The sequence below is a fragment of the Lachnoanaerobaculum sp. MSX33 genome, from assembly GCF_000512995.1.
Classification (GTDB): Bacteria; Bacillota; Clostridia; order Lachnospirales; family Lachnospiraceae; genus Lachnoanaerobaculum.
Window position 1 is genome coordinate 59,786 of sequence record NZ_AZXX01000062.1, and the last position, 22,775, is coordinate 82,560.

Here is a 22,775-nt window from a genome sequence, read left to right on the forward strand (position 1 = left end):
CCATATTTTTTTGTCGTAATATTATCTAAATTATATAAGTAATTGTATATTTAGTTGTGTTTTTGTTTTTCTACAAAATCCTCATGTTAGTAAATAAAAATATCCTCTAAAAGTTACTTAGTTAAAAACTTGTACTTTACAGGATACTTTTATTTTGTACTGAAGAAATTACATTAATTTTCTACTTACAGTACATTTAATATAAATCATTTTTTCCCATATACTGGGTCGCTATTCTGTTTTCCGGATGTGCATCGCTCATATATATTACCGCTAAGAATATCCATTCTAAGGGCTTCATCATGATATATATAATATCTGCAATCCATTTACTCTTTATAAGTCTTGCAACAGAGAAGCCGTAGCGATCATATACTCCCCTCACAAGTTTGTGGAAGCGAGGTGTTTTCTCCTCTAAGATTTGTTCAAAGGCATTGGCTATACAGAGCTGCCTGTTTACTATAACCTCGTGACCGTGACGTATTCCTTTTCTTACAGGCTTTACCACTTTTCTGTGCCCGCCTGCCGCTACAGTGCAAAGGTAATGCTCATCATATTCGATATTTTGAGGTGCTTCCTTTAGTGACAATGTCCAATCTGCAGTTTCGGTCCATGCCTTTATAACGGAATCAGGTGCCTGACCGAAAAGCAGTAGTATTCCTATTATTATTCCAAGTAAAGGAAACATAAGAACGATAGCATATATAGGCCAAAGTTTTGAGTTCGACAGTATTTTATCTGCAAAATTTAAAAGTGGATTGCTTTGTATTTTTGTTCTCTCCATTTCATATTCCTGCCATTCATGTACCTTTGAAATCACAGTTCTTGCAACAATGCAGATAATACAAACAGGGTAAACAAGGAGGTATAAATCAAGCCATTTGTCACCCGATAAATCGCCTTTAAAAACCTGTACCGTAAAGACAAGCACTTCAATTACCCAAAGATACATTGCAGATATTGAAATAATTGCCATCAAAGGCGGTATTTTCTTTAACGGTCTGACTCTCAGATAAAAGTACCCTGCAATACCGATTGTAAAAATAAAAATAATTGTGGGTGCAGCTTCGGAAAAAATCGGTGTATGCATTTCCAGATTTTTTAGCTGTACGCTCCAGTCGGAACCTGTAACATATTTTCCTTCTGTAAGGTACAAAAATTCCAATATCAATCCATACCATATAGCTACCTGATCAAATCTGATAAAAGGTTTTAGAAGCTTCTTTTTTACCTCAAGATACAAAAGTACAATATGATACCCCGTCAATACTATCGGATACACAAATATTAAAGATACAAATAAACTCCAAATAATTGATTCCTGTGAAAATTCAGGTAAACTAAGCCTACCCAAACCGTAACCATATGGTCTTAAAGACTCAGCCAACTGATACATTACAAAAAGTATCATTGCTATTATGTAGCTTATACCCATGCTTGATATTAACGAAATTCTAAAAAGATATTTTTTCATATATCTATAACCTTTCTGTTATTACGGCCTATAAAGTGTTTATCAATTAATCGCTTCTTCCTATAATTGTTCCGCCACCAAGTACGAGTCCGCTCTCATCATACAGTACAACCGCCTGTCCCGGTGTGATTGCTCTTACCTTTTCATCAAAGTCTATTCTTATCCTGTCTTCTCCGAGTACCTTGACTGTGCAGTGTTCACCTTTATGTGAATATCTTATCTTCCCGACGGCTCTCATGCCGTCATAAAACTTCTCAACCGCCATGGCATTGAGATTGTCAGCTTCCAGACTGTATCCGAAAACATCATCGTTCTCACCTATCACAACTTCATTTGTTTCAGGCCTTATCTCGGTAACAAATATAGGATGCCCCAGCGCTATACCAAGTCCTTTTCTCTGTCCGATTGTATAGTGAAGTATTCCCTTATGCTTTCCAAGAATCTCTCCGTCGGCTGTCACAAAGTTTCCCTCAGGCATCTTTTTTCCTATTTCACTCTCTACAAATGAAGCATAGTCATTATCTGAAACAAAGCATATCTCCTGACTATCGGGCTTATTTGCCACTCTGAGATTGAATTTTTTTGCAATCTCTCTTATCTCATCTTTTTCATAATCTCCCACCGGCATCAATGTTCTTGAAAGCTGCTCCTGTGTAAGATTATAAAGTGCATAGGTCTGATCCTTGGCACTTGTCTTTGATGTTCTGAGTGCATATCTTCCGTTTTCAAGCTTTTCTATTCTTGCATAATGCCCTGTAGCAATATAATCAGCCCCAAGCATCATACTTCTCTCTAAAAGAGATTCCCATTTTACATATCTGTTGCAGGCTATACATGGATTAGGTGTCCTTGCCTGCACATATTCATTTACAAAATAATCTATTACCTTATCTTTGAATTCATCTCTGAAATTCATTACATAATAAGGTATGCCGATATCTCTTGCCACTCTTCTGGCATCATCCACAGCTGAAAGTCCACAACAGCCTCCGCTGCCTGACATATCCTCTTCATCTTCACTTTGCCATATCTGCATAGTCACACCTGTGACATCATATCCGGCTTCTTTTAAAAGATAGGCAGCCACTGAAGAGTCCACTCCACCCGACATACCTACCACTACTTTTTTCTTTTCCATATATTCTCCAAAAATTTTATTAAAGTCTATAACAGACAGTATATCATATACTTATTTGATTTGTAGCATTATACTATAAAGTCTTCGGATCAAGACAATGCCAATGCCCAAGCCATATTTCTTTTTCATATATCCTGTCAATATCTTCTTTTGTATATAAATAATCTGCTTCCCCTTTAAATATATCTTCCGGAAACAGTTTAAAATATTCATGTAAAAAATTCAAATACATAAAACCTCGGTCACCGCTTCCCTCAATATATACATATCTATAGTAGTCTATCTTTTTTCCGGAAGAATCTTCTACTGTAAAGCAATACGAATGCTCCCTTTTTATTATATTAATATACATAATTGCCCATGAAGATCTGTCATCCAAATACCATCTGAAATCATCATCATAATCCGGTTTATTTACGGAAAACATATAACAATTACCATAATCATATAAAGATTCCGAAGTAAACCCTCTTGACATCAGTATATTTACAATATCTTTTATATCTCTAAAACTGTTATCATCTTTTCTTCTTAAAATTCCTACATCTCCAGCCATGATACCTACTAAAATCTGTCCCTTTCTCTTTTCTTAAATATCCATTTTTCGTTTTTGTCCTTATTATTAAATATTTCATCAATCTGTAATTTAGTAAAGAAACAACCGTTATCAATATATAAAATATCATCCGGAAACTTATTTAAATAGCTATGTACTATTTCAAGCACCTGCATCTCTTTTCCTATAAGATCGGTAATCCTAAAATATGTCTCAAAGCCCATCTGTTTTATTTCATCTGTAGGGATATCTGTCATCTCAGTGTTACAATATATTTCAATCACTTTGTCATCGTCATAATTAAAATAATCGTCTCTATTAAATTTTTCATATAATATATTATAACTTTCTCTTTTAACCATAACAGTATTTCTTCTATCCATTTTGCTCAATGTTTGTGTCATTCTGTAAGGAATACCCTGCTTTGATTGAAGTCTTTTTCCGATTATTCTTCCCTCATATCTAAGTTCGACACCTTCTGTAATATTTTTAGAGTACAATGTCTTTAGCATACCATTCATAAAAGCCCCGATTGTCGTAAGACATATATTTATATAATAATCAATACTTTCTATGCTGTATGGTGATTTATAAATCCAATTCTTATCAGGCTTTCCGTTATAAATACTGTCTATCATCGCTTTATTATAGTATCTTCCATTATCCACATAAAAGATATCATTGGGATTCTCCTCTAAATATCTGTGCAACAATTCAAGAATAATCAATTCTTTTCCATATATATTTGAAAAACGATAATATGTCTCAAGCCCAAGTTCATTTGCTCTTTCGGTCGGTATTTCAAAATTTCTTTCATAATTGTACACCTCTATCATATGCTCCGCATCATTAAAGAACAAAATATCATTCTCCTCTTTCATATATGATATGCTGTACTCATTTTTATCAAAGGAAAATCTCATACTGTAGCCCATATCTATAAGCATATTATATACCGTATATGCTGTCTTTATCTTATTGACACCGGCTTTCCCCAGTATTCTACCCTCAAATCTCATAATCACCTCTATATCATTGCTCTGGAATCGGTATATCACCTCTTTTTAAATTATAGGATTTTTATACAATACTCATATTATACTTGTCAATTCAAATTCAATCATTTACTATTTTATTGTTAATATTATTTATACTATATGGCAGAAACGCTTTGCCATACCTCTAATAAAGAACAGGAGTACTATGATATATATGGACAACGCCTCTACCACTGTTGTGGATAAGGAGGCTTTTGATACAGCAAAAAAATATTTGTTTGAAAACTATGCAAATCCTTCATCAAGCTATTCTATGGCAAATGATGTAAAGGCCGATATGGAAGATGCCAGAGAGATGATAGCAGATATCCTCGGTGCAAGATATAATGAGATTTATTTTACCTCAGGCGGCAGTGAATCAAATAACTGGGCAATTCTAAAGGCTTCTGAACTTATGGAAAATAAAGGAAAGCATATCATCAGTTCAAAGATTGAGCATCACTCTGTACTGCATACACTCTCTTACCTTGAAAAAAAAGGATATGAAGTCACTTATCTAAGTACTGATGAAAAAGGGCTTATTGATATAAATGAGCTTAAGTCTGCTATCCGAGAGGATACAGTCCTTATAAGCATAATGTTTGCAAACAATGAAATAGGCACTATAGAGCCGATTAAAGAAATCGGAAAGCTTGCCCATGAGCACAATATTTTATTTCACACCGATGCTGTACAGGCTGTAGGACACCTTCCTATTGATGTAAATGAGCTGAATATTGATTTACTCAGTGCAAGCGGACATAAATTCCACTCACCGAAGGGAGTCGGATTCTTATATATACGAAGCGGTATTAAGCTTACATCTTTAATACATGGCGGAAGTCAGGAAAGAAATCGCAGAGCGGGTACACAAAACACCTTCGGTATAATCGCTATGGCAAATGCTTTGAAAAACTCCTATGAAACTTTGGATAAAGACAGTTTATATGTAAAATCTCTAAGAGATAAGTTATTTTCTTTGATACTTGAGAATATAGAAGGCTCTCATATAAACGGTGATATGGATAACAGACTTTTTAACAATATAAATATCCACTTTGAAAATATAAGCGGTGAGCTGCTCCTGATTTTATTAAATCAAAACGGTGTATGTGCATCTCTTGGCTCAGCATGTACCACCGGCAGTATAGACCCTTCTCATGTAATTATGGCAATTTCAAATGATAAAAAAAGAGCCTCATCCTCCTTGCGACTTACATTAAGCAAGTACAATACTGAAGATGAGGTCAACAAAACCTTTGAAATATTAAAAACAAGTATAGAAAAGCTTAGGATCTAGATTTTAAATATGTAATCCTGTGATTTGAACTCAACTCACAGGATTATATTATAAAATATTATCTGTTTTCACAAACCTCTTTTACAGTCTTTATAAGTCTTTCCATCAAGTTTACTCTGTTTAAAACAGTAATAAGATAGTATCCGTCCACCAGATCATAGATTTCATTTGCTATCTCTTTTGACATTGAAAGTGCGATCTCTTCCGCTTCTTCTCTTTCTTTACCGATATACTTTTCCACTATATCATCGGTAATATATATGCCGTTTACTTCACTTTGCATATATCTGGCATTTCTCTCACTTACTATAGGAATAATTCCGCCCATTATCTTAACATCCAGATTTTCTCTGGCTTCTTTAAGATTATCAATGGCTCTCTGTGTCAAAACCGGCTGAGTAAAAAGTACCTTTACACCGTTTTCCTGTTTTCTTTTTGCTTTTCTAAGTTCCGCACTGAAGTTCCTGGCATTTACATTCAATGCACCGCAGATATTCATAGGACTTTCAAAAACTTCATCATTCAAAGATTTGATAAAGTTTGCAAACTTCACTGAATTAAACTCAAATACGGATCTTATCTCATCTCTTTGGGCGTTCGGTATCGGATCTCCTGTGATTACAAGTACATTGTCAACTCCCATTGCACTTGCACCAAGTAATAGGCCCTTAGCAGCATTTACATTTCTGTCTCTGCAAGTCATATGTGGAAGCACATCAAAGTCAAGTTCATTTCTTACTTTGCAAGCAAGCAAACAGCTGTCCATTCTTGCTCTTGCTATAGGATTATCCGCTATAGTTACTATATCCGCACCTGCCGACTTTAATTTAGCCGCATTGTCTATAAACTTGGCAATATTGGTATCTATAGGCGAATCAAGCTCTACGGCTATAGGCTTTTGTCCGGATATAAGCTTTTGTTCAAATCTGTTTAATCTTATCTTCTGTGAGATATTCTTTTCTTTCTTTACGGATTTTCTCGGCTTTATAAGCATTCCGCTCATACTCTTTTTTAAAAGCTCTATATGTTTCGGAGTTGTTCCGCAGCATCCTCCGACTACGTTTACACCCATATCAAGAATATCTTCTATCTGAGCCGCAAAATAATTTGCCAATGATCCGTAGTATATTTTATTATCTCTTACTATAGGATATCCGGCATTCGGCATAGCTGCAAGGTATAATCCTTCAGTGTCCACATCCTTTAAAAGTTTTGCCATATGATTTGCACCGGAAACACAGTTAAGTCCCACTCCGTCAAAGAAACCTGACTCACAGATTTCTTTAAACATTGTTTTATAATAATAACCTTCACTTGAATAACCGTCAGGCATTACAGCAAAGGATGCTATAATAAAAGCTCCCGGTGATTTTTCCTTAATGTACTCACCTATAGATTTCAAACCGATGGTGCTGTTTCTTGTCTCGAAGTAAAAGTTATTTATCCCTTTTTCAAGGAAAATATCCGCAATGATCTTGTATTCCTCAAATGCCGCACTATTGCTGTCGGTATTTATTGACGCCATATCCGCAAATACATATGCTCTGGATTTTGCAACCTCAAGCGCTATGTCTATACCCGCAACTATTACTTTTCTCTGCAATTCTCTGTCACCTGAGAATGCATCTATACCTGTGGAAAAGGTATTTGTGAGTATCGCCTTTGCTCCCGCTTCGATATATTCATTATGTATACCCTTTATAAGCTCAGGATTTTTTATATTTGCAAGTTCGCATCCGATACCGTCATCTGTAAGTTCATCGTAGTATGTTCCCATTGCTCCGTCAAAGAGCAAAACATTATTCTTTAAATAATCTCTAATATTTTCCATAATTTATCATCCTAAAACTGTCTTTGCAATGTCAACCGAACTTCTGGCATCAGGTGCATAAAAATCCGCTCCCATCTCGTCGGCATACTCCTTTGTAAGTACGGCACCGCCTACCCATACTTTACAATCATTTGATACTTTTCTAATCTCTTCAATAGTCTTTTTCATCGCAGGTAATGTGGTGGTCATAAGCGCTGAAAGTCCTACAAGCTTTACATCCTCTCTTATAACCGTATCCACAACTTTTTGAATATCCACATCTCTTCCAAGGTCAATCATTCTGTAACCGTAGTTCTCTAAGATTACCTTAACTATATTTTTTCCGATATCATGTATATCGCCTTTTACGGTACATACAACTATCTTTCCCTTGCTTACATTGTGCTCACCCTTGTTTGCTATTCTTTCTTTGATAAGCTCAAAGGCGGAGCTTGCGGCATTGGCGGCATTTATAAGCTGTGGAAGGAATATTACCTGCTTTTCATATAAATCTCCCACCGTATCAAGTGCCGGTATAAGGTATTCATTTATTATTTCTAGCTCTCCTTTTGTCTCCAAAAGCTTCTTTGCATTATTATATGTCTCTTCCTTAAGTCCTTTTAATATTGCATCCTGCACAACTTCTTTTGTAACTTCACCATTGTCCGATACTGCTACCACCTTGGTTTCAGCCTTTACAGTCGCAAATCTCTCAATATATTTTACTGAGTCCTTGTCCTCGCCTGAAAGCACCTTAAATGAGTATATTGCATTCATAATGCCTTCAATATTCGGATTTACTATAGGCAGATCAAGACCTGCATACATTGCCTGTATAAGGAAATTCTCCGTAATATGACTTCTTGCAGGAAGACCGAATGAAATATTGCTGACGCCGAGGGTTGTATGAAGTCCAAGCTCCTTTGTCACCCTTCTTACAGCCTCAAGAGTTTCTTTTGCCTGATCCTGCTGTGCCGAAACTGTAAGTGTAAGGCAGTCAATAATAACATCCTCTTTCTTTAAACCGTATTCAAGTGCCTTATCAAGTATATGCTTTGCATTATCAACTCTTTCCTGTGCTGTTGTAGGTATACCGTTCTCATTTAAAGCCAATCCTATAACTGCCGCACCATATTTTTTAACAATAGGAAGTATAAGATCAAGTCTTTCATCCTCTGCATTTACGGAGTTTACTATCGCTCTACCGTTATATACACGAAGTCCGGCTTCTATTGCCTCAGGATTTGATGAATCTATCTGTAACGGAATATTAACTACAGACTGTACCGCCTTTACAGCCTCTATCATAAGTGCAACTTCATCACCGCCCGGAACACCTACATTTATATCAAGTATATCCGCACCAGATTCCTCTTCCTCTATTGCAACCTTACATATATACTCCATTTCATGGTTTAAGAGTGCTTCCTGGAATCTTTTCTTTCCGGTAGGATTTAATCTCTCTCCTACAACTCTTACGCCGTTCAGCTCCACCATCTCATTTCCGGAGCATATACCTGTTTTTGCCTTTGCCGGCTTTATCTCGGAAAACTCTCTGTTTTCAAACTCCGCTTTTAACTCACTGATAAATTCCGGTGATGTACCGCAGCATCCTCCTGCGTACTCTATTCCTATTTCTCCAAATTCCGCCATCAGCTTTGCAAAATCTGTTGCAAGCAGATCGTATTCACCTGTTGAAGGATTTGGAAGTCCTGCATTAGGCTTTATTATAATAGGCAGATTAGTCCATTCTTTAAGCTTCTTTGCAAGCGGCAGTATTTCTTTCGGTCCAAGTGAACAGTTAAAACCTATCGCATCCACTCCAAGTCCCTCAAGTGTTACCGCCATAGATTCTATCTTTGTTCCGGTAAAAGTTCTTCCTGTGGTTTCATATGTCATTGTGACCCATACAGGGAGCTTTGTATTTTCTTTTGCCGCAAGTACACCCGCTCTTACATCATAAAGATCTGTAAACGTCTCAAATATGATAGCATCGGCTCCGTATTTTTCACCTGCAACTACCATTTCTTTATAAATTTCATAGGCGTCCTCAAATCTCAGTACGCCAAGCGGCTCCAAAAGCTCTCCTATAGGTCCGATATCAAGAGCTATCTTTACATCTTTTTTACTCTCCGCTATTGCTTCCTTTGCGGATTTAATTGCAGTCTTTACGGCCGTATCCACATCTATCTTGCAACCTTCAAGCTTATGCGCATTTGCCCCGAATGTATTTGTATATATTACATTACTTCCTGATTCTATATATTTTAAATGTATATTTTTTACTATATCCGGATTGTCAAATCCGAAAACCTCAGGATGTTCTCCGGCCTTCATACCGGCGGCCTGAAGCATTGTTCCCATTGCACCGTCAAGTATCAATAATTTATGCATAACATCTGACTCCTATCTTTCTATATCTGCAGGATTTCAAAAGATTACATCCTGCGCAGGTCTTTTTAAGCGTCTCCAGTTTTTGATCGCTGACACCTATTATAGCTGTCACCGACTTTCTCGGTAACATTATTCCGCTGTCACTGACATTTACTCCTATTCTTCTTGTTGCATTGACAATATTTACAAACTGTCTTTGTATTGATATAGGTAAATCACCATATCCCGGTGAAAATCTGAATGTCAGATAATTATTTTCCTTTAAATACTGCTCTCTAAAGCCTGCTTCTATGCTGTCACATACAGCTTCTATAAGTGTCGAACCGCATGAGTCCATAATAAGTGCATTTGCTACATTCTTAAGTTCTTCTTTTCTTATGGCATTGTCAACTCCGACTCCTATTGTAGCAGCCATTAAAATAAGCTTATGGCAATCTTTTATATGCTTTTTGATACTGTTTCCCACAAAAAAGTCAAGCTCCGCCGGAAATTCTCCCTTGTTTTCAAGATCCCACTCCCTGAAAACAAAGTTCGGCTTTGCTACGGCATTTATTTTATCCATACACTCGAGCACCTGTGCATGCAGGTTTTCATCTATTTCTTTACCGTTGTGCTGAAGATACCTAAGTACCTCCGACTCATCATCCGGTGTAAGTTTTACATCTATATTAAACATTTCTCTACTTCCTAACATATATATTAAAAGTCTGTCGACTTGTTTCGTTTTACTATAGTAAGATAATTTATAAAAAAAGTAAAGTTTTACATTATATATATATCTTATAACCTGTTATGCATGATATATAGTGTATACTCTTTGATGTAAGAAATTTTTAAGTGGCATTTTTCTTTATATATGTTAGAATATCATATGTAAATTCTGTATTTACATATGTTTTGGGGATGTACCGGTTTCGACAGGGAACATGCAGCTGGTGAAGCTATTCGTATGCAATGCGTTAAATGGCAAAATTAAATATAAACGCTGAAGAAAATTTAGCATACGCTGCCTAAGGCAGTTGCAGACCTATAAGCACTCACACTTATAGAATCTGTATCGACTTATGTGAGAAACCTTATATACAAAGCTTTGAGTATATAGATGTATCATGAAGCTACTCTTTACTACAGTTTGTTGTTTGACTGTTTTAAAGGGGAATTTTGACAAGCAACTATAATAGTAGAAGAACAGGGAATTGTTTTTTGGACACGGGTTCAACTCCCGTCATCTCCATCTTAGAAAGTCTTGATTTTCAAGGCTTTTTTTATTTCAATTTTATTTCAACATCTTTGTAATCGAACTTTTGTTTGCATTTTAATCGAACATATGTTAGGATAGTAGTAGAATTATATCTGAAAAACAAAGGAGATTCGATGGATACATTAACACAAAAACAGGAAGAAATATATAATGTTATCAAGGATTCTATCTTAAGTAAGGGATATCCGCCGTCTGTTCGTGAAATCGGAGAACTTGTGGGACTGAAGTCCACATCTTCAGTACATGCCCATTTAAACACTCTTGAGAAAAAGGGATTTATAAGAAAGGATCCTACTAAACCGAGAACCATAGAAATTACAGATGATACTTTCAATCTGACACGTAGAGAAGTGGTCAATGTGCCGATGGTCGGCACTGTTGCTGCAGGTATTCCTATACTGGCAACAGAAAATATTACGGACTATTTTCCCATTCCAAGTGAATTTCTGCCAAATACCGATATATTTATGCTGAGAGTCAAAGGTGAATCTATGATTAATGTCGGCATACATGATGGCGATCAGATTATTGTATCCAAGCAAAATACGGCAAAAAACGGCGATATTATCGTAGCTTTGGTTGAGGATTCAGCTACTGTAAAGACATTCTATAAAGAGAAAAATTTCTATCGACTCCAACCTGAGAACGATTCTATGGAACCTATTTTGGTAAAAGAGGTTAGTATTCTCGGAAAGGTTATCGGATTGTTCAGATTTATGTAAAAAATGGCTGCTACATATGTAGCAGCCATTAAAAATATTAAGTTCAGATTATCTTGAGCCTGCTTCTTTAACCTTAGCAGCCTTACCGACTCTGTCACGAAGATAATATAATTTAGCTCTTCTAACTTTACCTTTTCTTACAACTTCTACTCTGTCAACAGATGGAGAGTGTAATGGCCAAGTCTTCTCAACACCGATACCGTTTGAGTTCTTTCTAACTGTGAAAGTCTCTCTTGCACCACCGTTTTGTCTCTTGAGAACTGTTCCCTCAAATATCTGGATTCTCTCTCTGTTACCCTCGCGGATCTTGTTGTGTACTCTTACTGTATCACCTACACTAAAGTCATCAACACTTGCCTTAAGCTGTTCTGCCTCAATACTTCTTATTAAATCGTTCATGTGAAACCTCCTATTATTTTGATGTTCTTAAAATTTCTTCCAGAGGACCATCGCCTTATTCACAACTACAGTATTGTATCATATGTTCTTTTACAAAGCAATAGATATTCTCTCTCAAATATTTTTAAATAATCATCTGTTTAGTTTATTTATTATATAGGATGGATAATATAACCCTTCTCATACTGTATTGGTTTATTATTACATTATTCTTTATAAAACTTTACAATTGTATTTATAGTATTTACTATGTCATATTTTTTTGTTAGAATCTTCTCGAATTTAACAAAATGGTACATGTATGTTTGATTTCTCTAACAGGCTTACATGTAAAAATACCATTATTTTGAAAGGAGTATTTTTATGAGTACTTTACAAAGTAAAAATATTGTCACATGTATAATTTTATCTATCGTAACATGTGGTATCTACAGTCTTTATTGGCTTTATTGCATCGCATCTGATATTAATGCAATATCAGACGATCCTAATGCAATGTCACCTGTACTTGTTATTGTTCTCAGTTTTGTTACTTGCGGGCTTTTCTTCTTATACTGGGTGTATAAGTCAGGTAGCCTTTTGGATCAGAAGATGGTAGATACAGGAAGAACAGCAGAAAGCCGTCCTATTCTTTATGTTGTACTTTCATTCTTCGGTCTTTCAATTGTAACATATGCTTTAATGCAGGATACTATCAATAAGCTTGCAGAAAGCGACAGCAACAAGTCTCCATTCTAATATGCAAGACAGAATTAAAAGAGTAATAAAAAATACCATTGCAATTTCTTGCCTTGGTATTTTTTTATATATACTGTATTTCGTTCATATTCGTATCCCATGCGCGTTTAAGACTATAACTCATTTGGATTGTCCAAGCTGTGGGGTCAGCAGAATGTGTGTATCACTTTCTCATGGTGATATAAGGTCCGCTTTTTACTATAATCAGATACTTGTATTTCTTTTTCCTTTAATCGTAATCTACTATATTTTTTATCAGTTACGATATATAAAAACCGGGCAAAGAAAAATAAGTAAACTTGAAAACAATATCATGATTGTTATAATTGTTATATTATTAATATATGGAATAATAAGGAACCTTCCTTTTTATCCGTACAGACTACCATAAAAAAGTCGGGAAACCCCGACTTTTTTATATTTCACCGTCTCTGAACTTTTGAATCATCTCATGTCCTACGCTTATATGGAAAGGCAGTACAGGTACATCTTCTCTCTCAAACCACCTTGCTTCGGATAACTCTTCTTCCTGCAAAGTTATTTTGTCATCTCCGTCCAAATCCGCAATAAATGCAAGCATCATAGTATCTGAAAACGACCACGGTTGGGATTTATAAGGTCTTATATTTTTTACCTTAAGTCCGACCTCTTCCTTTACCTCTCTTGCAACAGCTTCTTCAAGTGTTTCACCTACCTCAACAAAGCCTGCAACTAAGGCATAATACTTATAAGTACCTTTTGCATTCTTTGTAAGAAGAAGTTTGTTTCCGTTTCTGATCGCTACTATAACTGCAGGAGATATCTTAGGGTATTCTATATTTTTACACTTCGAACAAATCAATGCTCTTTCAGTGGCGGATTTTTCAGTCTTTGTACCGCAGTATCCGCAATATTTTCTGCTCTGCATCCATCTGTATAACTGTGAAGCACTTACACTTGCAAAAGCCTGATAACGAGGCTCAAACTCACGCAAAGCTTGTATTCCCTCCATATAGAATCCGCCAAACTCAGGAATACTTATATCATCTACCAGATAAAATTCCTCATCATCTACAGAGTTTACATAGTAGGATTTTTCATATATATTTTCATCTTCGTCTTCCAAATCTTCAAATCTCGGAATACTCAATGCTCCTGTCAATGCATCCTTTATAAGCATTATCTTATTGTACTCAAAATGTAAAACAAATGATTTTTTATTATTTTCCTTTGTGGCTTTCTTTCTCCTATATTCAGGATAAAATACTTTCGGATATATTTCCTGTATCATACTAATCTTTCTTTACTGCTTAAATCTATAACTCCTGATAATTATACTTTTGTAACAGCTCGTATCTCATATCCCATAGCTTCTGTGAAAGGTCCACATATGTCTCATGAGGATATGCAAGTCTCTTTGACTCATCCCAAAGGGTATCAAGCTCTTTTTTACAAAATTCTCTTAATTCCATTACCGAAGGGGATTTGTATACACATTCACCTTTTTTAAATATCGGTACCAAGAGTTCCTTAGTCTCAAATGAACCTGCATTAAGCTTTGTTCTCTTCCATGTCTCAACCGGATCAAAGAGCATAAGCGACTCGTCTGTAGACAGATTCTCCTCTTCCAAACAGATATAATCGGCTATTATCTTGCCTGTCTTTTTATTGTAAATTCTATATATTTTCTTATTTCCCGGATTTGTTATCTTCTCGGCATTCTCCGACAGTTTTATCTTAGGAATAAACTCTCCTGTTTTTTCATTCATAACTGCCGCAAGCTTATATACTCCTCCAAATGCCGGACAATCCTTTGATGTAATTAGGTTGGTACCTACACCCCATCTGTTGATTGCGGCGCCCTGCAATTTCAATGAAGATATAATATTCTCGTCCAAATCATTTGAAGCCGATATAACTGCATCACTAAAGCCTGCTTCATCAAGCATCTCCTTGGCTCTCTTTGAAAGGTATGCAAGGTCTCCGCTGTCAAGTCTGATACCGTAATTCTTTAGAGGTATACCGGCAGCCCTCATCTCCTTAAATACAGTTATAGCATTCGGTACACCTGATTTTAGGGTATCATATGTATCTACCAAAAGTGTACATGCTGTCGGGAAAGTCTTTGCATAGGTTCTGAATGCTGAAAGCTCATCAGGGAAACTCATTATCCAGCTGTGAGCATGTGTTCCAAGTATCGGTACGTCAAACATTCTTCCGCAGAGCACATTACTTGTTCCTACACAACCTCCTATCACAGCCGCTCTTGCGCCGTAGATACCTGCATCAGGTCCCTGTGCCCTTCTGAGTCCGAACTCCATTACTCCGTCACCGTCTGCGGCCAAAACCACTCTGGCAGCTTTTGTTGCTATAAGTGACTGGTGATTTATGATATTTAAAAGAGCCGTCTCTATAAGCTGTGCCTGCATTATAGGTGCAATGACCTTTACAAGCGGTTCTCTTGGGAATATAACACTTCCCTCAGGTATAGCATAGATATCACCTGTAAATTTAAAATCTCTGAGGTACTCAAGGAAATCATCTCTAAAAAGCTTTGTCTTTCTGAGATATTCAATATCTTCATCGTCAAAATGCAAATTTTCAATATAATCTATCACCTGATCAAGTCCTGCACAGATAGCATATCCGTTTTTATTCGGATTTGATCTGTAGAACATATCAAAGATAACCGTTTCGTTTACATTATTTTCCAAATGGTAGCCCTGCATCATTGTAAGTTCATACAAGTCAGTCAACAGTGTCAAATTTCTTTTTTCCATTATTCTATTCCATCCTTTTTTCCGGCAACTACACAAGCCTTATCTCTATCAATCTATGCTTTATTTAATGTATTGTCAAGCTAATTAATTTTAATCTAAGATAAATCACTTGTTTTCATTAAACAATATAAGTCCGCCCTTGCGTTTATGCCCTGTATTCCACAGCTCTTTAAAGTCAAACCATCTGTAACTTCCATAGCTTACAACTTTAACCATAAATTTTTCGCCGTCTTCCTCATATCCTGTAAGTAAGAACCAATGCCACACGAAATCTTTGAATTTCGGATTTTTATGCATCAGTACAAGCATGGGTATCGGCATTTTTTTATCTATCTGAGATTTTACAATCTTAACGGCATCCTCGATATCATTATCACCTGAAAACTCAGACAAACTTATACTGTGTTCATCAATATCTTCCAAGAAATCACTTATACCGTCAACATATATCTCAAGTCTGTCTATGCCTGTCCACCTTGGCCTCAGATAAGGCTTTACATCATTTGAAAAATCCACATAATCAAGTGAGTTCACATTCTCTATATCATATGGGTAGAGATTATCTTTACCCAAATACTTTCTCATATAAACAAAGCTGTCACAGGCTGTAACACAGGCGCATCCACCCTTATTCATCCACAGATTTTTGAAATCTTCCTGATTCCATCCGTATTTTCCGTCAATATAAAAATAATCCAGTTCTTTTTTCATATTCTCTCTAAAATTTTGGAGCAATATAATACAATCGTACTACATTGCTCCATATTAAAAACTATAAATCTTCTTCACCAAGCAGGTCTTCAAACTCTTCTTCATCAAGAAGCTCGTCAAAAGCATCTGCAACTATCTCATATTCTTCATCGGTCTCTATATTGGTAAGCTCAGGCTGTCCGTCCTCGGTCTCCGAGTATCTGTAAAGATATACAGTCCCCTCATCATTGTCATCCTCAGGCATTACCGCAATATACTCTCTGTCTCCTGCACTGAAAATGTTGAGCACAACACATTCAAGTACAGTATCATCCTCAAGTGTTATAGATACTGAAACATTACCTTCTTCCACTATACCGTTTTCAAATAAATTCTTATCGTCCATAGTTCTCCTTTATTTTACTTGACTGTTAAGGAAGTTTAAAACTTCCTGTTTATCATTACTTATTTGGTTTTTTAATTCCTCAAGACTTCCGAATTTCATCTCAGGTCTTATATATTTATAAAGATATACCTCTATTTCTCTGCCGTAAAGGTTTGCTTCAAAGTTATACAGGTATGTCTCAACTCTTGAAATATGATTTTTTTTATCATTTTCAATACTTGGATTTGATCCGACATTTGTAAGTCCGAGATAAAGAGTATCATCATCACCGATTCTTACTCTGGATGCATAAACTCCGTACTTGGGCAGATGCTTCTGGTTTGAAGGGAAAATATTTAAGGTCGGAAAACCTATGGTCGCCCCTATCTTATTTCCCTCCTCAACAACACCGCTTATAGAGTATATTCCTCCAAGAAGCTTATTTGCTTCTTCCATATCGCCCTCATCAAGCTTTGATCTTATAAGTGTTGAGCTTATATCATTATGGAAATCATCCTTTTCCTTTTCAATTATCTTTACATCATATCCCAAAGTCTTTGACAATCTGTTCAAAAGCTCAACATTTCCGCTCTTTTTATATCCAAAAGCCGCATCAGCTCCTGCAACTATCACAGCCATACCAAGTTTTTTGATAAGGATATCTGTCAAAAACTCTTCACCTGACAGCTTTGCAATATCCATATCAAAAGGATATTCTATATAATAATCAATGCCAAGTTCTTCCAATTTTTTTTGTCTTTCCACATTTGTAAATATCTGTGTGGTATGATTATTTCTTACAATATTTGACGGTAAAGTTTTGAAAGAAAAAACTACAGTCTTTAAACCCTTTTTATTAGCCTCTTCCTTCAGTGTTCTGAATAATTTTCTGTGTCCCCTATGCTCACCGTCAAATTTCCCTATAGCAACAGCTGTTCTCTCTGTTATCTTTATGTCTGTAGTATTTATAAATGTAATCACATTATCACCTATCTATAAAAACATCTTGAATGGCTTTAATTCATCCGATTCTTTTTTATATATTGCAATAAATATGTCATTAGAATCATAGACTCTATATAAGTCACTGTCTTCAAAATCTTTTTCAAATTTTAATTTATTTCCGTTATGCAGATATTTATCAAAGTCAGGGGAGGTATTTATTTTTGGCAGGAAGGAAAAATACTCTTCCACGCTCATTATCCTTTTATCTATATTATCTCTCTCTGATTCCAGTTGTTTTAGGGTAATTGCCCCGTCTATATCAAATCTGTCCACTCTCTTTCTGACAAGAGACTCCATACAACCGCCTACCGAAAGTTTTTCTCCTATATCATGGCATAATGTTCTGATATAAGTTCCCTTAGATACTTTGGCCTTAAACTTTACTCTCGGCAAATCCATATCGATTATATCAATATGGAAAATTTCAACTTTTCTCGGTTCTCTCTTTACTTCCTTGCCTTCTCTTGCCAGATCAACAAGCTTTTTTCCGCCTACTTTTAATGCCGAATACATAGGTGGAAGCTGCATATACTCTCCAAGAAATGAATTTATTGCCTCTTTAACTTCATCCTCGGTCAAATGTGAAGTGTCTTTTTTTTCCGAAATTTCTCCTGAAGTATCCTGTGTATCTGTAGACACTCCTAAAAGCAGTACCGCCTCGTATTCTTTCGACTTGTCAGTCAACATATCCGACAATACGGTAGCATTGCCTAACAATACCGGAAGTACACCGACAGCATCCGGGTCCAATGTTCCCGAATGCCCGATTTTCTTTTGCTTAAGAATTCCTCTCATTTTTGCTACAACATCATGAGATGTGAATCCTTTTTCTTTGAATATATTTATTATTCCGTTATAAGCATTCTTAGCCATTCAATTCTTTCTCAATCATAGGCAATAGTGTGTTTTTTAAAATTTCATCAGCCTTGCCGTACACTGTAGCACCGGCGGCTCTGATATGACCGCCTCCGCCAAGTGCAGCCGCAATACTGCTGACATTTTTATTTATAGAACGCAAACTTACTTTGTATTCATCTTTAGCGGTCTCATACATAAATAATGCGATCTCCACACCGTCTATATTTCTCAGATTGTCTATGATTCCATCCATTTTCTTTTTATCTGAAATATACTTACTCCAGGTATCATAATCCAGAACACCGTAGCAGCACTTTCCGTCAAATTCCAATTTGGAATTTGTAAGTACCAGTCCCAAAAGCTTGCTCGCATTAAAATCTTTTTTAAAATATGTATCATCTATGATTTTTGTGAAATCAAAACCTTTTGAAATCAGCTCTCCGGCTATATCCATGGTTTCCTTTGTGGTGGATTGATATTTAAACACTCCGGAATCATGGACTATACCTGTATATAAGCATTTTGCAGTCTCTACACTTACTTTATCACTATCCAGCAAAGTGTACAAGAGTTCACAAGTAGAACTTCTGAAATCTTCCACTATATTAAATTTTGCAAACTTTGTATTGGTGATATGATGGTCTATGCATATACTTTGTGCGGCACTCTCAAGCATTACACCTCTACTTCCAAGTCTTTCTCTGTCTGACGCATCTAAAGAAACAAGTAAGTCCGCCTCCATAAACGGGTCCTCACTTATCAGCTCAAACCCGTTCATAAATGAGAACTTCATTGAAGGCTTTTCAAGGCATACTTTTACATTCTTGTCTTCAAAATTTTCTGTTATATAGTTATACAATCCCAAGGTGGATCCTGTACAGTCTCCGTCAGGGCTTACATGACCTGTTATAGCTATATTTTTTGCATTTTCAATAAGCTCTATTAGTTTATTCATTGCCCTTCTCATCTTTTTTTATTACTTCATCTATCAGCTTATCCATTTTCATGCCGTAAGCCAATGACTCATCCAAAACAAATTTTAATTCAGGAGTATTTCTTAAGTTTAATCTTCTTGCAAGTTCTTTTCTTATAAATCCTGAAGAAGATTTAAGACCTTGTAATGTCTTCTTTGACTGCTCATCATCACCCAATACGCTGACATAAATTGTTGCGTATTTTAAGTCTGTAGTAACTTCCGCATCTGTTACACTTGTCATAGGTGCGACTCTTGGGTCCTTTACATCACCTCTTATGATTTCAGATACGGTTTTCATTACCTCCGAGTTGATCATAGTAGACTTTAAACTGTTCTTTCTCATACATTCCTTTCTTTATTATGATCTTGGAACCTCTACCATAGCATATGCTTCTACCTGGTCAAATTCCTTAATATCATTGAACTTTTCAAATACAAGACCGCATTCATATCCTGTTGCAACTTCCTTAACATCATCCTTGAATCTCTTAAGTGATGCAAGATTTCCGTCAAAGATCTGCTCTCCGTCTCTTGTAATTCTTACCTTACAGCCTCTTACAAACTTACCGTCAAGCACATAGCTTCCTGCGATATTACCTACGCCTGAAGCCTTAAAGATCTGTCTGATTTCAGCATGTCCGATAACCTTCTCCTCATAGATAGGCTCAAGCATACCCTTCATAGCGCTCTCTATATCTTCAATTGCCTGATAGATTACTCTGTATAGTCTAAGGTCTACATTTTCTCTTTCTGCTGTAGCCTTTGCCATCTGATCCGGCTTTACATTAAATCCGATAATAATCGCATTACTTGCAGCCGCAAGTACAACGTCACTCTCGTTAATTGCACCTACACCGCCATGGATTACCTTTACTGCAACTTCTTCATTTGAAAGTTTTGTAAGTGACTGCTTTACAGCCTCTACAGAACCCTGAACGTCAGCCTTTACAACTATAGGAAGTTCCTTGACATTTCCCGCCTTAATCTGACTGAAGAGATCGTCAAGTGAAAGCTTGGCCTTTGTATCTTCGATAAGCTTATTCTTGCTCTCTGAGATAAATGTAGCCGCAAATGCCTTTGCTTCCTTATCGTTTTCTGTAGCCACAAATACTTCACCGGCATTCGGTACGCTGTCAAGTCCCAAAATCTCAACAGGTGTTGAAGGTCCTGCCGACTTTACCTTTACTCCCTTATCATTCATCATGGCACGAACCTTACCTGAGCATGATCCTGCCGCTATAAAATCTCCTACATGAAGAGTACCCTTTTGAACAAGTATTCTCGCTACAGGTCCCTTACCCTTGTCAAGCTCAGCCTCTATTACAAGACCTCTTGCTTTTCTGTTAGGATTTGCCTTAAGCTCCTTTACTTCCGCTGTAAGTATTACCATCTCCAAGAGATTTGATATACCGTCACCGTTCTTTGCGGATACAGGTACGAAAATTGTGGAACCGCCCCAATCTTCAGGTATAAGCTCATACTCTGAAAGCTCCTGCTTTACCTTGTCAATATTTGCGGCCGGTCTGTCTATCTTATTGATAGCAACTATTATTTCAACTCCTGCCGCCTTTGCATGGTTTATAGCCTCTACAGTCTGCGGCATTACACCGTCATCTGCAGCTACTACAAGTATTGCAATATCTGTAGCCTGTGCACCACGCATACGCATTGCTGTAAACGCCTCATGTCCCGGTGTATCAAGGAATGTTATAGGCTCTCCGTTTATTTTTACCATATAGGCACCGATATGCTGTGTAATACCTCCGGCCTCTCTGCTGGTAACATTTGTTTTTCTAATAGCATCAAGAAGTGATGTTTTACCGTGATCGACATGGCCCATTACAACCACTACAGGCGGTCTTGACACCAATGTCTCTTCCGGATCCTCAGCCTCCGCCAAAAGTTCGCCGATAACATCTACCTTCTCCTCCATAGTACAGATTACATCATACTCAAGAGCAATCTCTTCAGCCTGCTCGAAAGTAAGCTCCGTATTAAGTGTAACTATCTGACCTTTTAAGAAAAGCTTCTTTACAATTGTTGACGGCTGAAGCTTAAGCTTTGAAGCAAACTCCTTGATTGTAATTGTCTCAGGAATGATGATTTCTTTGATATCATCCTGTACCTCTTCAACCTTTTGCTTTACAGGCATTATAAACGGATGCTTGCTCACCTTGCCCTTTGCAGGACCGTCCTCGGTTCTGTGCTTCTTATCGTTCTTGTTGTTATTCTTGAAATTATTCTTATTAACTCTGTTGGAAGTTTTCTTGCCTAAACCGTCAAGTACGGGAACTCCTGCTGCAGCATCATTTTTCTTAAATCCCTGCTGCTTGTTGTTTCCGAAACTTCTGCCGGTATTCTCATCCTTGGAGAAATCCTTATTTCTGTCATTTCTGTTGTTTCTGTCATTTGAGCCCTGGAAGTTTTTATTGTCTTTTCCGGCAAAGTTTCTGTTTCTGTCGTTATTTCCGGCACCGTCTCTGACCTTTGAGTTTCTGTCGTTCTTAAAGTTTCCCTTTTGGTCCTTATCTTTGTTAAAAGGCTTTTTATCTCTGTTTTGCGGACGGGAATCCTTACCTCTTGCCTTATCTCTTTCTTCTCTTTCTTTGAAGATATTTCTTATAGGCTGAGCACTTTCCTTAGCTTTTTTAGCGGCTTCCATCTCCGCATATACATTTCTCGGTTTAGCAGGCTCTGCACTCTCTAAAACCGGAGCTTGTGCCTTCTTCTCCTCTGTAGCAACAGGTGTTTTACTCTCTACATTTGCTACAGGCTCTTTTGCTGTAACAACTTCCTCTGTCTTTACAGTCTCAACCGCCTTTTCTTCTTTCTTTATTTCTTTTGAAATATCGGATTTTGAAATGTCGGTTTTCTTCTCTTCCGTAGCCTTCTTTTGAGGCTGCTTTGTTGCTTCCGCATCCTTTTTTGTATTCTTCTTAGGAGCCTGCGCAGATTTTGAACCCGACTTTTTTGCAGGCATCTGCTGTGCATTCTGCGGTCTGAATACTACAACCTTTTTCTTAGGCGCTTCCTCCTTCTTTGTTTCCGATACTTCCTGTGTAGTCTCTACCGTTCTGTTGTTTTCCATATTTTCTTTATTATTATTCACTACTTTATTTCCATCTATTTTATTGAATTTTTCTCTAAGCATTTTTTCTTCATCAGCTGATATATTTGACATGGCCACCTTTGATATGCCGTTCTCCTTCAAATATGCTGTCAACTCATTATTATTTTTGCCTAATTCTTTTGCCAGATCGTTTACTCTCAATT

At 36.7% G+C, this 22,775-nt stretch carries 21 protein-coding genes and 1 other RNA gene; 5 read left to right on the forward strand and 17 right to left on the reverse strand.

Annotated elements, in window-relative coordinates; all coding sequences use genetic code 11:
* Nucleotides 1–196: 196 nt before the first annotated feature.
* The 4 genes from HMPREF1495_RS06190 to HMPREF1495_RS06205 form a co-directional block, all read right to left on the reverse strand.
* Nucleotides 197–1,474: a DUF6688 domain-containing protein gene (locus tag HMPREF1495_RS06190; RefSeq protein ID WP_034212963.1), complete on the reverse strand. Its 1,278-nt coding sequence runs from the start codon at nucleotides 1,472–1,474 to the stop codon at nucleotides 197–199.
* Nucleotides 1,475–1,520: 46 nt separating this feature from the next.
* Entirely contained in the window at nucleotides 1,521–2,612 is a 1,092-nt protein-coding gene (gene mnmA, locus HMPREF1495_RS06195; RefSeq protein WP_034212965.1) for a tRNA 2-thiouridine(34) synthase MnmA, read from the reverse strand.
* A gap of 73 nt (nucleotides 2,613–2,685) precedes the next feature.
* Complete coding sequence (locus HMPREF1495_RS06200) at nucleotides 2,686–3,168, reverse strand: hypothetical protein (protein WP_034212967.1); 483 nt, start codon at nucleotides 3,166–3,168, stop codon at nucleotides 2,686–2,688.
* Between the two features lie 8 nt (nucleotides 3,169–3,176).
* On the reverse strand, nucleotides 3,177–4,187 hold the full coding sequence (locus HMPREF1495_RS06205) for a hypothetical protein (protein WP_034212969.1): 1,011 nt from the start codon (nucleotides 4,185–4,187) through the stop codon (nucleotides 3,177–3,179).
* 184 nt (nucleotides 4,188–4,371) lie between these two features.
* On the opposite strand from HMPREF1495_RS06205, the gene HMPREF1495_RS06210 reads away from it, so the two are divergent.
* Nucleotides 4,372–5,505: a cysteine desulfurase family protein gene (locus HMPREF1495_RS06210; RefSeq protein ID WP_034212971.1), complete on the forward strand. Its 1,134-nt coding sequence runs from the start codon at nucleotides 4,372–4,374 to the stop codon at nucleotides 5,503–5,505.
* A 58-nt stretch (nucleotides 5,506–5,563) separates the two neighbouring features.
* Here HMPREF1495_RS06210 and HMPREF1495_RS06215 read toward each other — a convergent pair whose 3' ends face one another.
* The 3 genes from HMPREF1495_RS06215 to HMPREF1495_RS06225 are packed head-to-tail and all read right to left on the reverse strand — an operon-like array spanning nucleotide 5,564 to nucleotide 10,385.
* On the reverse strand, nucleotides 5,564–7,336 hold the full coding sequence (locus HMPREF1495_RS06215; RefSeq protein WP_034212973.1) for a bifunctional homocysteine S-methyltransferase/methylenetetrahydrofolate reductase: 1,773 nt from the start codon (nucleotides 7,334–7,336) through the stop codon (nucleotides 5,564–5,566).
* A gap of 6 nt (nucleotides 7,337–7,342) precedes the next feature.
* Nucleotides 7,343–9,709 carry a homocysteine S-methyltransferase family protein gene (locus HMPREF1495_RS06220; protein WP_034212975.1) on the reverse strand — a complete coding sequence of 789 codons (2,367 nt, stop codon included), beginning with the start codon at nucleotides 9,707–9,709 and terminating at the stop codon, nucleotides 7,343–7,345.
* Nucleotides 9,702–10,385: a vitamin B12 dependent-methionine synthase activation domain-containing protein gene (locus tag HMPREF1495_RS06225; protein ID WP_034212977.1), complete on the reverse strand. Its 684-nt coding sequence runs from the start codon at nucleotides 10,383–10,385 to the stop codon at nucleotides 9,702–9,704. The genes HMPREF1495_RS06220 and HMPREF1495_RS06225 overlap by 8 nt, the downstream gene beginning before the upstream one ends.
* 223 nt (nucleotides 10,386–10,608) lie before the next feature.
* Between HMPREF1495_RS06225 and ssrA the strand changes: the two genes are divergently transcribed.
* Nucleotides 10,609–10,946, forward strand: a transfer-messenger RNA (tmRNA) gene (gene ssrA / locus HMPREF1495_RS13605).
* 137 nt (nucleotides 10,947–11,083) lie between these two features.
* Entirely contained in the window at nucleotides 11,084–11,692 is a 609-nt protein-coding gene (gene lexA / locus HMPREF1495_RS06230; RefSeq protein WP_034212979.1) for a transcriptional repressor LexA, read from the forward strand.
* A 48-nt stretch (nucleotides 11,693–11,740) separates the two neighbouring features.
* Here lexA and rplS read toward each other — a convergent pair whose 3' ends face one another.
* Entirely contained in the window at nucleotides 11,741–12,091 is a 351-nt protein-coding gene (gene rplS / locus HMPREF1495_RS06235) for a 50S ribosomal protein L19 (protein WP_007593088.1), read from the reverse strand.
* Nucleotides 12,092–12,454: 363 nt separating this feature from the next.
* Here rplS and HMPREF1495_RS06240 point away from each other — a divergent pair, with 363 nt between their 5' ends.
* Complete coding sequence (locus tag HMPREF1495_RS06240) at nucleotides 12,455–12,829, forward strand: DUF4234 domain-containing protein (protein ID WP_034212981.1); 375 nt, start codon at nucleotides 12,455–12,457, stop codon at nucleotides 12,827–12,829.
* A 1-nt stretch (nucleotide 12,830) separates the two neighbouring features.
* Nucleotides 12,831–13,220, forward strand: coding sequence for a DUF2752 domain-containing protein (locus HMPREF1495_RS14330; protein WP_034212983.1), 390 nt, complete (start codon nucleotides 12,831–12,833; stop codon nucleotides 13,218–13,220).
* Between the two features lie 24 nt (nucleotides 13,221–13,244).
* Here HMPREF1495_RS14330 and nudC read toward each other — a convergent pair whose 3' ends face one another.
* The 9 genes from nudC to infB all read right to left on the reverse strand — a co-directional run bounded on the left by nudC (nucleotide 13,245) and on the right by infB (nucleotide 22,773).
* Entirely contained in the window at nucleotides 13,245–14,099 is an 855-nt protein-coding gene (gene nudC / locus HMPREF1495_RS06250; protein WP_034212986.1) for an NAD(+) diphosphatase, read from the reverse strand.
* 25 nt (nucleotides 14,100–14,124) lie between these two features.
* Nucleotides 14,125–15,588 carry a nicotinate phosphoribosyltransferase gene (locus HMPREF1495_RS06255; RefSeq protein WP_034212987.1) on the reverse strand — a complete coding sequence of 488 codons (1,464 nt, stop codon included), beginning with the start codon at nucleotides 15,586–15,588 and terminating at the stop codon, nucleotides 14,125–14,127.
* 105 nt (nucleotides 15,589–15,693) lie between these two features.
* Complete coding sequence (locus HMPREF1495_RS06260; protein WP_034212988.1) at nucleotides 15,694–16,299, reverse strand: hypothetical protein; 606 nt, start codon at nucleotides 16,297–16,299, stop codon at nucleotides 15,694–15,696.
* A gap of 61 nt (nucleotides 16,300–16,360) precedes the next feature.
* On the reverse strand, nucleotides 16,361–16,684 hold the full coding sequence (locus HMPREF1495_RS06265; protein ID WP_009662326.1) for a DUF1292 domain-containing protein: 324 nt from the start codon (nucleotides 16,682–16,684) through the stop codon (nucleotides 16,361–16,363).
* Between the two features lie 9 nt (nucleotides 16,685–16,693).
* A complete protein-coding gene (locus HMPREF1495_RS06270) occupies nucleotides 16,694–17,644 on the reverse strand; it encodes a bifunctional riboflavin kinase/FAD synthetase (RefSeq protein ID WP_007593098.1) in 951 nt (316 codons plus the stop codon).
* A gap of 12 nt (nucleotides 17,645–17,656) precedes the next feature.
* The gene (truB, locus tag HMPREF1495_RS06275) at nucleotides 17,657–18,541 is read right to left on the reverse strand and encodes a tRNA pseudouridine(55) synthase TruB (RefSeq protein ID WP_034212989.1); all 885 of its coding nucleotides are present in this window, start codon (nucleotides 18,539–18,541) and stop codon (nucleotides 17,657–17,659) included.
* A complete protein-coding gene (locus HMPREF1495_RS06280; RefSeq protein WP_007593102.1) occupies nucleotides 18,534–19,481 on the reverse strand; it encodes a DHH family phosphoesterase in 948 nt (315 codons plus the stop codon). The genes truB and HMPREF1495_RS06280 overlap by 8 nt, the downstream gene beginning before the upstream one ends.
* Nucleotides 19,474–19,845: a 30S ribosome-binding factor RbfA gene (gene rbfA / locus HMPREF1495_RS06285; protein WP_007593104.1), complete on the reverse strand. Its 372-nt coding sequence runs from the start codon at nucleotides 19,843–19,845 to the stop codon at nucleotides 19,474–19,476. Before rbfA ends, HMPREF1495_RS06280 begins: the two co-directional genes overlap by 8 nt.
* Before the next feature lie 15 nt (nucleotides 19,846–19,860).
* The gene (gene infB, locus HMPREF1495_RS06290; RefSeq protein WP_034212991.1) at nucleotides 19,861–22,773 is read right to left on the reverse strand and encodes a translation initiation factor IF-2; all 2,913 of its coding nucleotides are present in this window, start codon (nucleotides 22,771–22,773) and stop codon (nucleotides 19,861–19,863) included.
* Nucleotides 22,774–22,775 lie beyond the last annotated feature (2 nt).